This is a genomic window from Paenibacillus oralis, assembly GCF_003863965.1.
Lineage (GTDB): Bacteria > Bacillota > Bacilli > Paenibacillales > Paenibacillaceae > Fontibacillus > Fontibacillus oralis.
Window position 1 is genome coordinate 4,248,519 of record NZ_RRCN01000001.1, and the last position, 13,238, is coordinate 4,261,756.

At 53.4% G+C, this 13,238-nt stretch carries 15 protein-coding genes; 7 read left to right on the forward strand and 8 right to left on the reverse strand.

Going from position 1 to position 13,238, the window contains the following annotated elements:
• Window positions 1-157 precede the first annotated feature (157 nt).
• Window positions 158-328, reverse strand: a complete 171-nt coding sequence (locus EHV15_RS36570; protein WP_178075888.1) for a hypothetical protein — start codon at window positions 326-328, stop codon at window positions 158-160.
• A gap of 53 nt (window positions 329-381) precedes the next feature.
• On the reverse strand, window positions 382-615 hold the full coding sequence (locus EHV15_RS19030) for a hypothetical protein (protein WP_128632587.1): 234 nt from the start codon (window positions 613-615) through the stop codon (window positions 382-384).
• A gap of 237 nt (window positions 616-852) precedes the next feature.
• Between EHV15_RS19030 and EHV15_RS19035 the strand changes: the two genes are divergently transcribed.
• From EHV15_RS19035 to EHV15_RS19045, 3 genes are all read left to right on the forward strand, one after another.
• The gene (locus EHV15_RS19035; RefSeq protein ID WP_036624279.1) at window positions 853-1,050 is read left to right on the forward strand and encodes a cold shock domain-containing protein; all 198 of its coding nucleotides are present in this window, start codon (window positions 853-855) and stop codon (window positions 1,048-1,050) included.
• Between the two features lie 180 nt (window positions 1,051-1,230).
• Window positions 1,231-2,223 carry a helix-turn-helix transcriptional regulator gene (locus EHV15_RS19040; RefSeq protein ID WP_128632588.1) on the forward strand — a complete coding sequence of 331 codons (993 nt, stop codon included), beginning with the start codon at window positions 1,231-1,233 and terminating at the stop codon, window positions 2,221-2,223.
• Between the two features lie 77 nt (window positions 2,224-2,300).
• Entirely contained in the window at window positions 2,301-3,200 is a 900-nt protein-coding gene (locus tag EHV15_RS19045) for a hypothetical protein (protein WP_128632589.1), read from the forward strand.
• Between the two features lie 339 nt (window positions 3,201-3,539).
• Here the strand turns inward: EHV15_RS19045 and EHV15_RS19050 are convergent, their stop codons facing one another.
• Together EHV15_RS19050 and EHV15_RS19055 are read right to left on the reverse strand one after the other, a co-directional pair.
• A complete protein-coding gene (locus EHV15_RS19050) occupies window positions 3,540-4,187 on the reverse strand; it encodes a nitroreductase family protein (protein WP_128632590.1) in 648 nt (215 codons plus the stop codon).
• 165 nt (window positions 4,188-4,352) lie between these two features.
• Window positions 4,353-5,546 carry an MFS transporter gene (locus EHV15_RS19055; RefSeq protein WP_128632591.1) on the reverse strand — a complete coding sequence of 398 codons (1,194 nt, stop codon included), beginning with the start codon at window positions 5,544-5,546 and terminating at the stop codon, window positions 4,353-4,355.
• A 128-nt stretch (window positions 5,547-5,674) separates the two neighbouring features.
• On the opposite strand from EHV15_RS19055, the gene EHV15_RS19060 reads away from it, so the two are divergent.
• From EHV15_RS19060 to EHV15_RS19075, 4 genes are all read left to right on the forward strand, one after another.
• Complete coding sequence (locus EHV15_RS19060; protein ID WP_128632592.1) at window positions 5,675-5,995, forward strand: hypothetical protein; 321 nt, start codon at window positions 5,675-5,677, stop codon at window positions 5,993-5,995.
• A gap of 106 nt (window positions 5,996-6,101) precedes the next feature.
• On the forward strand, window positions 6,102-7,181 hold the full coding sequence (locus EHV15_RS19065) for a tetraprenyl-beta-curcumene synthase family protein (protein ID WP_128632593.1): 1,080 nt from the start codon (window positions 6,102-6,104) through the stop codon (window positions 7,179-7,181).
• Between the two features lie 19 nt (window positions 7,182-7,200).
• Window positions 7,201-8,172 carry a 6-phosphofructokinase gene (gene pfkA, locus EHV15_RS19070; RefSeq protein ID WP_128632594.1) on the forward strand — a complete coding sequence of 324 codons (972 nt, stop codon included), beginning with the start codon at window positions 7,201-7,203 and terminating at the stop codon, window positions 8,170-8,172.
• A 592-nt stretch (window positions 8,173-8,764) separates the two neighbouring features.
• Window positions 8,765-8,977 carry a DUF3906 family protein gene (locus EHV15_RS19075; protein WP_128632595.1) on the forward strand — a complete coding sequence of 71 codons (213 nt, stop codon included), beginning with the start codon at window positions 8,765-8,767 and terminating at the stop codon, window positions 8,975-8,977.
• Here the strand turns inward: EHV15_RS19075 and EHV15_RS19080 are convergent.
• From EHV15_RS19080 to EHV15_RS19095, 4 genes are all read right to left on the reverse strand, one after another.
• Entirely contained in the window at window positions 8,956-10,326 is a 1,371-nt protein-coding gene (locus EHV15_RS19080) for an MATE family efflux transporter (protein WP_128632596.1), read from the reverse strand. The genes EHV15_RS19075 and EHV15_RS19080 overlap by 22 nt on opposite strands.
• 194 nt (window positions 10,327-10,520) lie before the next feature.
• Window positions 10,521-11,714 (reverse strand): putative glycoside hydrolase, encoded by a 1,194-nt coding sequence (locus EHV15_RS19085; protein ID WP_128632597.1) that lies wholly within the window; start codon window positions 11,712-11,714, stop codon window positions 10,521-10,523.
• A gap of 178 nt (window positions 11,715-11,892) precedes the next feature.
• Entirely contained in the window at window positions 11,893-12,093 is a 201-nt protein-coding gene (locus EHV15_RS19090) for a hypothetical protein (RefSeq protein ID WP_178075889.1), read from the reverse strand.
• Between the two features lie 170 nt (window positions 12,094-12,263).
• Window positions 12,264-13,091 carry a YitT family protein gene (locus EHV15_RS19095; RefSeq protein ID WP_128632598.1) on the reverse strand — a complete coding sequence of 276 codons (828 nt, stop codon included), beginning with the start codon at window positions 13,089-13,091 and terminating at the stop codon, window positions 12,264-12,266.
• Window positions 13,092-13,238: the final 147 nt, after the last annotated feature.

Consider the following 13,238-nt stretch of genomic DNA (forward strand, 5'->3'; position numbering starts at 1 on the left):
CAGCAGGATAACAGCAAAGGGATGGTGCGCGGCCATTTCATAACTAGGAAACCTCCCTGTTTTGATCAGGGCCCGGAGCATTAAGAAGTTGACTTCGCTGCTACGGGCATTATCCTAGTATGGGCCGCCTGCCGAAGAAATATTTGCCACCCTCTTCCTAAGCCAGAAAGCTGTAGATGATTAAACCAAACGCCGCCACCACCATAATCAAGGCAGTGAGGGCAAGCCCGCGTTTGAGACGAGGATGGATGTTGTCCTTGTTCATGATCAGTATGACGGCCAGCGCAAACGCACAAATAATGAAGATTAAAATGCTGGAACTATACATTTACCTTTGCTCCGTTTCATTAAAATGATTGCCAAGCAGGCTTGGCCGGCAGGCTAAACCTGCTTGAAGGCGTTCATGATGTCGTTCCATTCCTCTTCGTTGCCGGCAAAATCCTCCTTAGGAAAACGGCGGTTCACCCAATCCATCATCGCCGGGCGGCTGAGGAAGGTATGCGATTCTTCACCCCACTGATCGGAAATTTCGCGGAGAATGATGTATTTGCCCTGAACTTCTACAGTCATCATATTCCATTTGTCTTTTTTGTATATTTCGTGTTTTTTGATCATCGTAATTTCTCCAATCTCTGGCTTTGCTCACGGGTTTAAACGCCGCGTAAAATTGGTAATATTTTTATGTAAAATGATAACTCACGCTCTGGAGGAAAGCAAATAAAACCGTTGGTTCCTCTGTGGCAGACACCCGAAAAAAACCTTTCGGAAATTGTCACGTTGCATTGTCTGTGGGCATAGAGTATAATATGGATATTCGCCAACGATGGCGGTTATTTTTAGGAGGTTGTTCATTTGAAAGGTACAGTTAAATGGTTTAACGCAGAAAAAGGCTATGGCTTCATCCAAGTTGAAGGTGGCGAAGACGTATTCGTACACTTCTCCGCAATCCAAGGTGACGGCTTCAAAACTCTGGAAGAAGGTCAAGCCGTAGAATTCGAGATCACTGAAGGCAACCGTGGTCCTCAAGCTGCTAACGTAATCAAATTATAAGATCACTTCCGGTAACGGATCACTTATAAAGTTTGGTTCCAAGCGCGATAATGAAAAGCACAGCTCTTTATGGGGCTGTGTTTTTTTGTACATATGTATAAAAAGACAGGCAAGAATGGTGACAATCTGTTGTCACCATTAGCCTGATATAGTGGACATAAGCGGGAGGCAAAGAGCAGGATGAAGCGAATGGACAGGATGATGGCGATCGTCATGGCGCTGCAGCAGCGTCCGGAAACGGCCTTGTCCCTGGCGGACAAGCTTGAGGTTTCCAAACGGACGGTGCTGCGCGATATACAAGCTTTGTCGGAGATCGGTGTTCCGATCAGCGCTCTGCCCGGGCCGGGCGGCGGCTACCGGCTGATGGACGGCTACCGCCTGCCGCCGTTGCAGTTTGATGCCGGTGAGGCTTTAACCGTTTTGCTTGCTTTGGACGCGATGGCCAAATACAGCGACAGCCCTTTTGGGCAGGCGAAATGGACGGCGGCCGACAAAATCCGGTCCGCGCTGCCGGGGCCCATGCTTGGCCAAATCGCTCCGCTGCTCCGTCACGTGGAGATGGAGGTGCCGGACCGCCGTTATAAGACGCCGCATTTGAAGGCGCTGATGTCCCACGCCGCCGAGGGACGCTGGCTGCGCGTGTTGTACCGGTCGCAAAACTACCGCCGGCACCTTACGATTCGGCCGAAGCGCGTGTACGCCGCAAACGGCTTTTGGTACTGCGAGGCCGAGTCGCTGGAGCATGGGGAAGTGCGCACCTTCCGCGTCGACCGGTTTGAGGACATCGCCGAAACCTCTCCCCCGCTGGAGATAGGGACCGAAAGGGGAGGCAAGGAGGGGACGGGGGTTAAGGGTGACAAGGACGGAGATGCCAAGAGTGCCAAAGATAGCGAGGACGGTACCCCTGCGGACGGGAAGGACACCGTACATCTCCGCGTAAAGCTTACCTATCGCGGTTCACTGCTTGCCGAGCAGGACCCGCATTTCGGCCATGAGGTTCAGCAGACAAGCGATGAGCAGTGGCTGCTGGATTGCCGCTTGCCCGCTTCGGAGCTGAATTGGGCGGTGTCGTTCTTTTTCTCGATGGGGCCGGATGCGGAAGTGATTGAGCCAAAGGAATTGCGCCTGGCGATTCATGAGCGGGCGTTGGCTTTAGCGAAAAAATACCAATGAATGCGAACAACAGTCATACTACGCGATCAGGCGGTATAACGGGCATGAACTTGAACCTATGTGAAGGAGGAAACGGCATGGTAAAAAAGGAACAGGAAACTTTGCGGCGGGCGAGGGAATTTATTTACACGAACGCCAGACTGCTGGATCGGAAAAGGTTTGCGTTCTATTTTGAAGACGGTTCGGCAGAGGAGGTTCTGGAGGCGCTTAAACCTTACCAAAACGCGGACGGAGGCTTCGGAAACGCGCTTGAGCCCGATATGCGCTGCCCGCAAAGCCAACCGGTCACGACGGAAACAGCGCTGATGGTGATCCGGGAAGCCGGCGGGTTTGGCTCGGACATGATGGACGGGGTGCTGAGGTATTTGCGGAGCATCACTTTGGACGGCGGTGGATTGCCGAGGGCGACCACGGACGTGAACGCCTACCCCCACGCGCCTTGGTGGACCACCGAGCGGGACGGGATTCCTTCGCTGAATCCGACCGGCAGCATCATCGGGTTGCTGCTTGCCCAGCGCGAGCGCACGGATTTTGCGGAGGAATCGTGGTTCCGAAGCAATATCGCTTTTTTGTGGCGCTCGCTGGAGAACGGGGGCGTTCCGGGGGATTACCATGACGCTGTGCAATGGATCGCCTTTTTGGAGCATGTGCCGGAGCCGGATCTGGGGAGGGCGGACCGGTTGAAGGCGGTGCTCGATGACTGGCTGGCCGGGCCGGACGGCATCGAGCTGAATCCGCTGGCAGGAGGTTATGTCCACAAGGTGCTGGATTATGCGCCTTCGCCGGACAGCTACGCCGCCCGCCTCGTGACCGAGGAGGAGGTCAACCGCCATCTCGATGTACTGATCGATTCGCAGCAGGAAGACGGCGGTTGGCCCTTGTCGTTTCCGGCGGTAAGTCCGGCGGGGGAACAGGAATGGCGGGGCTGGCTCACTGTGGAAAGGCTGAAGACGCTCAAGGCTTACGGGCGGTTGTAAGGTAAAAGAGGTTCCAAGAGCAGCTTTTGCAGCTGTCCGGGGACCTCTTTTTTTTGATGCATGTCTTTCCATCTTACATTGGAAAAAATCCAATAGATTGACGGAAATCGGACGTATATTGGAGCGCTCATTGGAAAAAATCCAATAGAATTCGCTCAACCCACCTATTTTCCGCCCTGCCAACCCTAATCTATTGGAAATATCCATTCACGCTGCCGTATTTACCATTCAATTCCCAGTTCTATTGGATATTTCCAACCTGGCTTCAAAAATAGAGCCGATTTGCGGCATCTATTGGATATTTCCAACGTATCCAACGTATCTTGGCACTTAACCGCGCTACTCCACAATTCTAAGAATTTCCGCGACCTCTTTGCGGGGCACGGGCTTTGGCGCGATGGCCGGGTGGCCAAGCGCGATCACCATGTTCACGCCGCGGTCGGCGGGGATGTCGAGAAATTCGCGCAGCTTGTCCTCGGCCAGCAGCACCGGGCCGGTCATCGGGCAGGTGGCAAGGCCTTTGGCATGGGCAGCCAGCATCAGGTTTTGGGAGGCGAGGCAGCTGCTTTTCAGCCCTTCCTCTTGCCAAATTTCCGGCGAAACGAAATCGATCGGATCGAAGATTTTTTCGCGAAATTTGGAAGCGTACGGGGTCGAAAGGCAGACGATCAGGGCCGGTGCCCCGGAAAAAGCGGTGGCATAAGGCCCAAATGATTTCACGAGCAGCTTCGCTTCCCGCTCCAGCCCCTTCTCCACCGCACGGGCCGCCGTTTCATGCAGTTTCTCCCAGGTAAACTCTTCGATCCGTTTTATTTTCTCCGAATTGATAACCGCGATAAATTCCCAGGTTTGCGAGTTAGTATCGCTGGGCGCATAACGGGCGCAGTCGATAATGTCTTCGATATCGGAAAGGCTGACGCGCTCCCCGGTAAATTCCCGGATGCTGCGGCGGGTTTTGAGCACGTCTTGGAACATTGCGAACTCCATGTTTTCACCTGCTTTATATTTTTTAATACCAGGTACTATCATCTGATAATAACCATTATATAGTAACAACCCTATTGCAACAACTGATCTTTCAGCAGGTTAATCGGGAGCGCGTATTGCGACAAAGTGGTCTCTCGGGTGCGGTCCGGCTACAGGTGAAGCGGCTCAGGCTTCTTCGTCCAGACCGGCAGGTTTGCTCAGGTTTGCCCGGCGGACTAAATAGCGGCTGGCAAAGCCGATAAACGCGACGACCGAGGAACCCATGGCCACCCAGTAAAAAATAGGTCTTCCCAACTGCTCGAACACGATGCCGCCGAACGTGCCGCTGAGCAGGCCGGACAGGCTCGACCACATGATGGTGTAAAGCGCCATGCCCGTTGCCCGGAACTGCTCCGGAATCAGCCGGGTCAGCATGCGGATCGCCGTCACGTAAAACACGCCAAACGTCAATCCGTGCATCATTTGGATCAGCAGGATGCCGTAGGCCGATTGGGTTAATCCCATCAGGAAAAAGCGGACCGCAAACAGCAGGCTGGCGAACAGCAGCAGCGGCAGCTCCTTGTATTTGTCCCCATGGAAACTGAGATAGATAAACACGGGAATTTCCGACAGAGACGAGGCCAGCATCGCCCAGCCGATCAAGTTTTCACCGGCGCCAAGCTCCTTAAGGGAAATCGCCAGGAAGGCGTCGTTCATTCGCATGCCGATCGCCAGGCAAAAGACGCAGCCGAAAAACCACAGCAGCTCCTTCTGCTTTAAAATCGCCCAAATCCCCGACAAATTCATTTTTGCCAGCGCTGCCGGCTGATCCTTTACCCAAAGCACGAGCAGCAGCGCAAGTCCGGCGACGGCCATTTCCACCCACATCGTTTTTGCGGAGCCGACGCGGTCAAGCACATAACCGATGACGATCGCAAATACGGCGAATCCGACGGACCCGAACAAGCGGATCGAGATAAAATTGATGCGATGCCGATTGGCGGTGGAGATGACGATTGTATCCGACAAAGGGAAGACGGGATAATAGAAAAAATAGAACGCAGTAATCACGGCGATAATGGCGGAAAACGCGGTGGACTCCGACAGAAGGAACGCCAGCGCGGCTTGGCCGGCCAACAAAATCATCAAAATCCGTTTGATCGTTTTATAGCGGTCGCTCGCCAGGCTCCACAGCAAATTGGAGAGCAGGGATATCATCGGCCCAAGGGCGTACAGCAGGCCGATTTGACTGCCCGTAAAACCAAGCTGCGCATAAAAAAGCGGAAAATAAGAGGAAACAAGGACGCTTGTTCCGTATACTGTAAAAGTAAAGGATCGAAGCCACTGGATGTCGGGCTCGGCCATCGGTTTTATTTTCATGCCGGTCTCAAAACTCCGTTTCTGATGAATGAAGTTACCGCTAGTATATCAGAAAAAAACAAATCGGGCGGTACTAAAATTTCCACCAGAGGCTCTATATTTTATACGATAAAAGGAGGCTTTTCGCCATGAATCATTCCTGTTTTGTTTACGACGAGCGGCTGGACATCCACGTTCCGCTGCTGGAGCGCCCTTTTGAGGAATACGCTTTGGAGGAACGGTTGTCGATGATCGAGGTTTGGGAGGATATCCGCGGCCGCATACCAAGCAAGGTGATGATGCTGGAGCATGCGATCGAACGGATGCTGCGGGAGATGAACGAGGAAAGCGATTTTGAGAAAAGCTGCCGGCTTAACGGGGAAATTGCCGAGCTCGCCAGCCAGATTAACGATCTGCATATTTGGTACCGGACGACCCAGGACGAACCGACGGTCAAAAGGCATATGTGATATTGATTATTTGTGCTAAAAGTTGGATCATATTATAATAAAGAATGATTTTCTTTTCAGTTTGATTTTCAAACTGCGCATTACACAACGTAATGGGGGCAGGGCAGTGATTGAACTTAAGCAAAGCCGAAATCAGTTTCCGAGAGAGCCGATCCGGTTGATGAGCCGGGTATACAAGTTTATTTTGCCGGACGTCCGTCAGGAACTGGATGGCTGGAGAGAAGACGCGGAAGCCATCCCCGACCCCGAACTCAGAAGGCAGGCGCTTGCCAGCATCGCTACGAAAGAGTTCCACTGCCAGGGCGGCGCCGTCTACGCTGCCGCTAACCTGCCGATGCGCCATATTTTGATCCCCTTAATCGTAGCATTTCAGACGATCAGCGATTATTTGGACAACCTGTGCGACCGCAGCACCTCCAAGGACGAGCAGGATTTCCGCTTATTGCACCAAAGCATGCTGGATGCCGTTAATCCTGAGGGCATACTGCAAAACTACTATGCCCTGCGTGCCGAGCAGGACGATGGGGGCTATTTGCACCGGCTGGTGCGCACTTGCCGGGCCAACATCGCCGAGCTTCGCGGATATGCCGCAGCCATGCCGTTTATTATCGATTTGGTCGGGCTCTACTGCGATCTTCAGGTATACAAGCATATCGATCCGCAGCTGCGCGAAGCCAAACTGTTAAGCTGGTGGGAAACGCATGAATACCGGGCGCCGCAATTGCACTGGAACGAGTTTGCCGCAGCCACCGGTTCGACCCTGGGTGTGTTCATGTTGTTTTTGGCGGCCAGCAACCCGGGTTTGGACGGGAAGAGCGCCAAGGTGATTCATGATGCTTATTTCCCCCATGTTTGCGGGCTGCACATTATGCTGGATTACCTAATTGACCAGGCGGAGGACGAGCTTGGCGGGGATTTGAATTTTTGCAGCTATTATGATAATAAGGAAACGATGCTTGACCGGATTGCGTTTATCGTCGAGGGAGCGCGGCGGGACATCAAAAAGTTGCCTGCTTCCTCGTTTCATAAAATGATTATAGAAGGGCTGCTGGCGCTTTATTTATCCGATCCGAAAGTCAGCCAGCAGGAAGACATCCGTGAGGTATCCCGGCGACTGATGCGAAGAAGTCCGCTGATGAGGTTGTTTTTCTTTGTCAATAGCCGTTGGATTCGCAAATATCTGTAATTTTTTAGGAGGAATTATCATGTCAGCAGTGAAAAAGATCGCAGTTCTTACTAGCGGAGGAGACTCCCAGGGCATGAACGCTGCAGTGCGGGCCGTTGTGCGCAGCGGATTGTTTTACGGGCTTGAGGTTTACGGCATTCAGCGCGGCTATCAAGGTCTGTTGAACAACGACATCTTCGCGATGGATATCCGCAGTGTGGGCGACATTATCCAACGCGGCGGAACGATTCTGCAGTCGGCGCGGTGCCTGGAGTTCAAGACGCCGGAAGGACAGCAGAAAGGGGCGCAGATTTTGCGCGACCGCGGCATCGACGGACTGGTAGTCGTCGGCGGGGACGGCTCCTATCAAGGGGCCGAAAAGCTGAGCAAGCTGGGCATCAAAACGATGGGCCTGCCGGGAACAATCGACAACGACATTTCCTTTACGGACTACACAATCGGCTTTGATACGGCCGTCAGCATCGTCGTCGACGCCGTCAACAAGCTGCGCGACACGATGTCCTCCCATGAGCGGGCGTCCGTCGTTGAAGTCATGGGCCGTCACTGCGGGGATATCGCGCTGCATGCCGGTCTGGCCGCAGGCGCCGAAACGATCCTTGTGCCGGAAGTTCCGTTTGATCTGAACGAAGTGGCCGATCGCATGAGACAAAACTTCGACAAAGGCAAACGGCACAGCATCGTCATCGTGGCCGAAGGCGTGGGCAAAGGCGATGACGTCGTGGAAGCGATCAAGAAGCGCCAGCCTTCCCTGGAGCCGCGCGCAACGGTGCTGGGCCATATCCAACGCGGCGGTTCGCCGACTCCGTTCGACCGCAACCTGGCCAGCCGGCTCGGCGATTTCGCCGTTCGCAGCCTGATCGCGGGCGAATCGAACAAAGCTTGCGGCATGATCGGCGGCGAAATGGTGCTTACCGACATCGAGAAAGTTGTCGCCACGAAGAAGGAATTTAATATGGAGCTGTACGAGCTGGCTTCGCGGTTGTCGCAATAAGGGTAGGAAGCTTCTCATAGCTTCTCATTGAGTAAAGTTATACGGGCAAGTTAAAAGCCGAGCCGGGTTTTCCCCGGCTCTTTTTGTATAGCTGCGTGACGGTGGAACGAGAATAACGATCTTCGGGCCGCTTTTGTCCGCCGCTTGTCTTTTTGAATGGATAGAAGGATGACAAGCGGCTCCCAAATGCGGACGTAAACTCTCTACGATTCGTTATTCTCTTCTCCTTTACCAAGCAGCGCAGAGCAAAAAATCGAGCAAGGGTTTCCTTGGCTCGATTTTTTGCTCTGCGCCGTATACTGCTATAATAAGTGAACTAAGCGCACCGTCTAATTCTAACGGACCGTAGCGCCGTTATTTCGGCGAAATCGGGAGCTTTCAGGTTCTAACGGACACCAGAGTCCTTATTTGGCATGGAAGGGCGGTTTTTTAGCCTTTTTTGCACAAATAAGAGCTCTACGGTCCGTTAGAATTTGAAACTCGGTTTTTCGGGGCGAATAAGGGCTCTCAGGTCCCTTAGCCCAAATGTGGCCCACTAGTCTAGCCGGTTTTCCGGTGAAAATCAAACTCAAATAACAAAGGAGGACATCAAATGTATCTATATCACCTGGAGGCGGAGACTTCCGCCGGGCTGCTGGCGCTGGTCATTGCCGCGGAGGGGGAGGAGCAGGCGTTTGCCGCCGCGGAAGAGCATGTGCAGCGGCATATGTTGCCGGCCAAGGCGATCGGGGAGATCAGCATCGTGGAGAAGAAGCGGATCGTACCCGGCGCGGGATATGTGATTCAAAGCGGCTCGCCGGCCTGAAGCTTTTGGCCGATCCGCCGCTGGATGACGACGAGGCGGCGCAGCAGCAGGACGGCGGCGACGGCGAGCCCAGTGATGAGGCCGATCCAGTAGCCGTAAGGGCCTTGCGGCGTGTAGTTGGCGAGCACAAACCCGAGCGGCAGCCCGATGATCCAGTAGGCCAACAGCGAGATCCAGAAGCCGGGGTTAACGTCCTTGTATCCGCGCAGCACGCCCTGGGTAGGCGTGGCAATCGCATCCGACATTTGAAAGAAAATGGCGTAGATCAAAAAATGCTTGATCAGCGCGACGACTTCGGAATCGCTGGAGTAGATTTCGGCCACGCCTTGGCGGAACAGCATCAGGAGGACGGCGGTAAACAGCGCCATCCCCGCGGCCGTACCGACACCTATAACGGCATATTGGCGGGCATCCTTCAGGCGTGCGGCCCCGGTCTCGAAGCCGACCAAAATGGTTAGCGCAAGACAGATGCTTAACGGAATCATGTACAGCGTGGAAGCGAAGTTGTTGGCCGCTTGATGGGCGGCGATCGTGAGCGTGTCGAACCGGCTCATCAGCAAGGTGACGGCGGCAAACACCGCCGTTTCGAAGAAGATCGCGAAGCCGATTGGCACGCCGAGCTTGGCGAGCTCCCACCACTTTTCGAGCGATACTTTATGCAGCTTGCGAAATACGCCGTAGGAAGCAAACGGCTCGCTGCGATGAACGATCCAGACGGCGATGAGAAAGATGCACCAATACGTAAAGGCGCTGGCGATGCCTGACCCGATGCCGCCAAGCCTTGGGAAACCGCCGTGGCCGAAAATGAGCAGGTATCCGGCGCCGACATTCAGCGGCAAAGAGATCAAGGAGATGATCATCGATGTCCGGGTTTGCCCCAAGGCGTCGATGAAGGAGCGCAGCACGATGTATCCGAACAGCGGAACAATCCCGGCCGAGATGGCCACGAGAAAATAAAAGGCCACATGATGCACCTTCGGCTCTAAGTTCATCCCGTTCAGCAGGGGGGAGATCGCGACGCCGCCGGCGACAAGAACGATCAGTCCGACAGTGAACGCGAGCCACAACGCTTGAATAACGTGGTATCCGACCTTATCGCGCTTGCCGCCGCCCACCAATTGTGAAACGATGGGGGTGATGCCCATCAAAATCCCGCTAAGCCCCGTCTGCACCGGGACCCAAAGGCTGGATCCGATCGCGGTTCCGGCCAGGTCCGCGGGGCTCGCGTGCCCCGACATCATCGTATCGAAAAAAGTCATTAAGGACATCGTCACCTGGGTAACTAAAATCGGGATAAGAATGCGAATAAATTGCCCGTATTTTTGTTTTAAGCTGTTTGTTTCTTTCATTGGTCCATACTCCATTTCCTGTGCGGGAAACCATCCCCCAAAACGCAAAAACGCCAAACCAAACCCGGGCGCTTGTGGCCCGGGTTTGGTTTGCTGGATGCTCCGTCCGGGCGCTTATGACCCGAGTTTGGTTGGATGGTTACCGTTAAATTCCCTATTACTTAGTCTGTCCGCAAATGGTATAACATCACGTTTTATTTATAGGATACGCCCTGTGTATAGCGGTTGGACGCGTTCCATAACAGGTATTCGTCGACGTTCATGTCGCGCAGCGCGCGGATTTGCTCTTCGACTTCATGTTTTCCGTATTTGGTGTAATGGCCTTTCCCCAGCCAGCTTGCGGTAAAATCCTGGATCCACGGGCGCACGATCGGCTGCTCCTCGCCAAGCGGAGCCAGTTTGTCCTGGGTGTCCTTGATGGCCCCTTTGATCGTCTGATACGGCGCTTTGTCAGGATCTTTGGCGTTGAACCAGCCCGTCGTATAATGGCTTGGATAGATCATCGGGCAGATGATGTTGACGTTGTCGGATATTTTGACAAAATCCTGGCCGATGCCCTCTGCGGCCGGCACCGATGCCGCATAGCCGAAAATGTCGACCGAGACGCGGATGCCGAGCGGCTCCAGCTGCTCTTTGGCGTATTTCACGAACGAGGATACGGCGTCAACGCGGCTCATCTCGTTTTTTTCATATTTTAACGAATCGGCCCTTTTCTCAAAACCTTCGGGGAAGCGCACGTAATCGAACTGGATTTCCTTAAATCCGAGGTTGGCCGCTTCCTTGGCGATTTCGATGTTGTAATCCCACACATCCTTGCTGTACGGGTTGACGAAGCTGTCGCCGCCTCTGTTGCTCCAAACGGAGCCGTCTTTTTGCACAAACGAATATTCCGGATGTTTTTTGGCCAAAATCGTATCCTTGAACACAACGATCCGGGCGATGGGGTAAATGTCGTGTTTTTCCAGCCGGTCCATCAAGGCGTCGATGTCGCCAATGAACGGCTGGGCTTTCCCCAGCTTGTTTAACTCGGGGTTTTCCGTTTTGTAAGTAATGTAGCCGGTATCGTCTTTAATGTCGATGACCATAGCGTTCAGCTCCGTCTTATCGACGAGGTCGACCAGCTCGTTCATGCGCGAGCCTCCCGCGCTGTATGCGGTGACGTAAATTCCCTTCACTTTGGGAGCATCCCCCAGGGAAGCGGCCTTCAGATCGGCAGGCGTTAACGGGTCGTCGATCCGGCCCGCGGCCAGATTGGCGGCCATCGTTTGCATGACGGATGGAAGGATGGATTCCGATTTGCCGTTCCCCGCGGCTTGATCCGTCGCCGGCTGCGCGCCTCCATTCCCCATACTCAAGGCCAGAAGCAGCAGCGTCCAGATGATGTTCATTTTTAATTTCCTCTCCCTTGTATGCACTCGCTATTGATTATATCGGAAGGAAAGTCCCGAGAAAGAACAGGATTGTCACTTTTGGAAATATTTTTAAAAGTTTCATAGATTATCGCGCAAAAAAGGCCGTTTCTCTTGCCGGAGCAAAAGAAACGACCGGGTGTTGCATATATCGCTTTTAATGAAGAAAAGCCGGGTTTTGGTGCTCGCAGATGCTGAATTGGATGATCTCCAGCGCGTCCTGCGGTTCCAAGATGGTCAAGCCATCCCGGAGGACAATCATCGAATTGAGTTCCTTCTGTTTCAAAAAAGGCAGCATGTCAGGAAACCACTTCATGACGATCTGTTCCAGTTTTACCGTTTCCATTTCCACATTCATCACCCTTTCCACTTAAGAAATATTCACCTCGGAATGTTCCTAAATCGGAAAAGCACAGAGCCTGTGAAAGCAGGTAAAGCTGATATTTATGGAATTGACAAGGAACCGCTTAGTTCATTATAACAAATAAACCGGCGCTTGAAAATGGCGGATCGTTTAATCCGCATCCGTTATCTTCGGCGGAACGATCCCATCACGCCGACGGTCTCCACGATATTGACGAACGCCTGCGGATCGGTTTGTTTGATGATCTCCCGCAGCTCGGTCAGTTCGTATCTCGTCGTCACCGTCATCAGCATATCTTTTTCCTTATGGGAAAAAGCGCCTTCGGTTCTGATCTTCGTCACCCCGCGGGGCAGGGTCAGGAGCCGCTGCACCATCGCGTCGGTTTTGTCGGTCACGATAAACAAGGTGATTTTAATGTGGCTGACATGAATGAGATCGACGACCTTGCCGGAGATGTAAATTGAAATCATGGAGGCCAGCGCGAGATCCCAGTTTCCCTCCAAATATCCCATCGCCAGAATGACGCTGGCGTTCAGGCCGACCAGCACGTTGCCTACCGGAAAATCGCGATACCGGGTGATGATCGAGCCGATGATATCGAACCCTCCGGACGATCCGCCTACGCGAAAAGAAATCCCGCTGCCGATCCCCACGAGCACGCCGCCGAATACGGCGGAAATCAGCGTGTCGGAAGCGAGCAGCTTGTCCGGCGTCGGGATGAGTTCGATAAACCAGGTGGCTCCGGCTACCGACAGAATGCTTAGGCCGACGAAACGTCTGCCAAGCAAGAACAAGCCGGCGATCAGAATCGGCACGTTGTAGGCCAAATACATCGTGCTGATGCCAAGCGGCGAGAAATAAGCGGTAAGCATAGCCAAGCCGGATACCCCGCCGCTCAGCAGGTGAAGCGGAACGAGAAACAAATTAAAGCCCGCGGCGATCAGGAGCGCCCCAAGCAGAATGACTGTGACATTTCGAGCCTCTTTAACCATGGATCTTCACCTCAAATATATAGAAGTATCCCAACCTGCTTGCTGGTGTTCCATTTATGTTTTGTGCTATAATGTTTGAGATATTCTTGAGTAGGGACCATTTTCCGTTTTCGACGATAGAGCGATGAGTAAAATTTCAGGCTGATT

Excerpts from the sequence above, each read along its gene's own strand:
- EHV15_RS19095 (WP_128632598.1), bottom strand. The coding sequence starts at position 13,091 with ATGGTTAAAGAGGCTCGAAATGTCACAGTCATTCTGCTTGGGGCGCTC.
- EHV15_RS19030 (WP_128632587.1), bottom strand. The coding sequence starts at position 615 with ATGATCAAAAAACACGAAATATACAAAAAAGACAAATGGAATATGATG.
- EHV15_RS19075 (WP_128632595.1), top strand. The coding sequence starts at position 8,765 with ATGTATCTATATCACCTGGAGGCGGAGACTTCCGCCGGGCTGCTGGCG.
- EHV15_RS19085 (WP_128632597.1), bottom strand. The coding sequence starts at position 11,714 with ATGAACATCATCTGGACGCTGCTGCTTCTGGCCTTGAGTATGGGGAAT.
- EHV15_RS19090 (WP_178075889.1), bottom strand. The coding sequence starts at position 12,093 with ATGAATGTGGAAATGGAAACGGTAAAACTGGAACAGATCGTCATGAAG.
- EHV15_RS19060 (WP_128632592.1), top strand. The coding sequence starts at position 5,675 with ATGAATCATTCCTGTTTTGTTTACGACGAGCGGCTGGACATCCACGTT.
- EHV15_RS19045 (WP_128632589.1), top strand. The coding sequence starts at position 2,301 with ATGGTAAAAAAGGAACAGGAAACTTTGCGGCGGGCGAGGGAATTTATT.
- pfkA (WP_128632594.1), top strand. The coding sequence starts at position 7,201 with ATGTCAGCAGTGAAAAAGATCGCAGTTCTTACTAGCGGAGGAGACTCC.
- EHV15_RS19040 (WP_128632588.1), top strand. The coding sequence starts at position 1,231 with ATGAAGCGAATGGACAGGATGATGGCGATCGTCATGGCGCTGCAGCAG.
- EHV15_RS19055 (WP_128632591.1), bottom strand. The coding sequence starts at position 5,546 with ATGAAAATAAAACCGATGGCCGAGCCCGACATCCAGTGGCTTCGATCC.
- EHV15_RS19080 (WP_128632596.1), bottom strand. The coding sequence starts at position 10,326 with ATGAAAGAAACAAACAGCTTAAAACAAAAATACGGGCAATTTATTCGC.
- EHV15_RS19050 (WP_128632590.1), bottom strand. The coding sequence starts at position 4,187 with ATGGAGTTCGCAATGTTCCAAGACGTGCTCAAAACCCGCCGCAGCATC.
- EHV15_RS36570 (WP_178075888.1), bottom strand. The coding sequence starts at position 328 with ATGTATAGTTCCAGCATTTTAATCTTCATTATTTGTGCGTTTGCGCTG.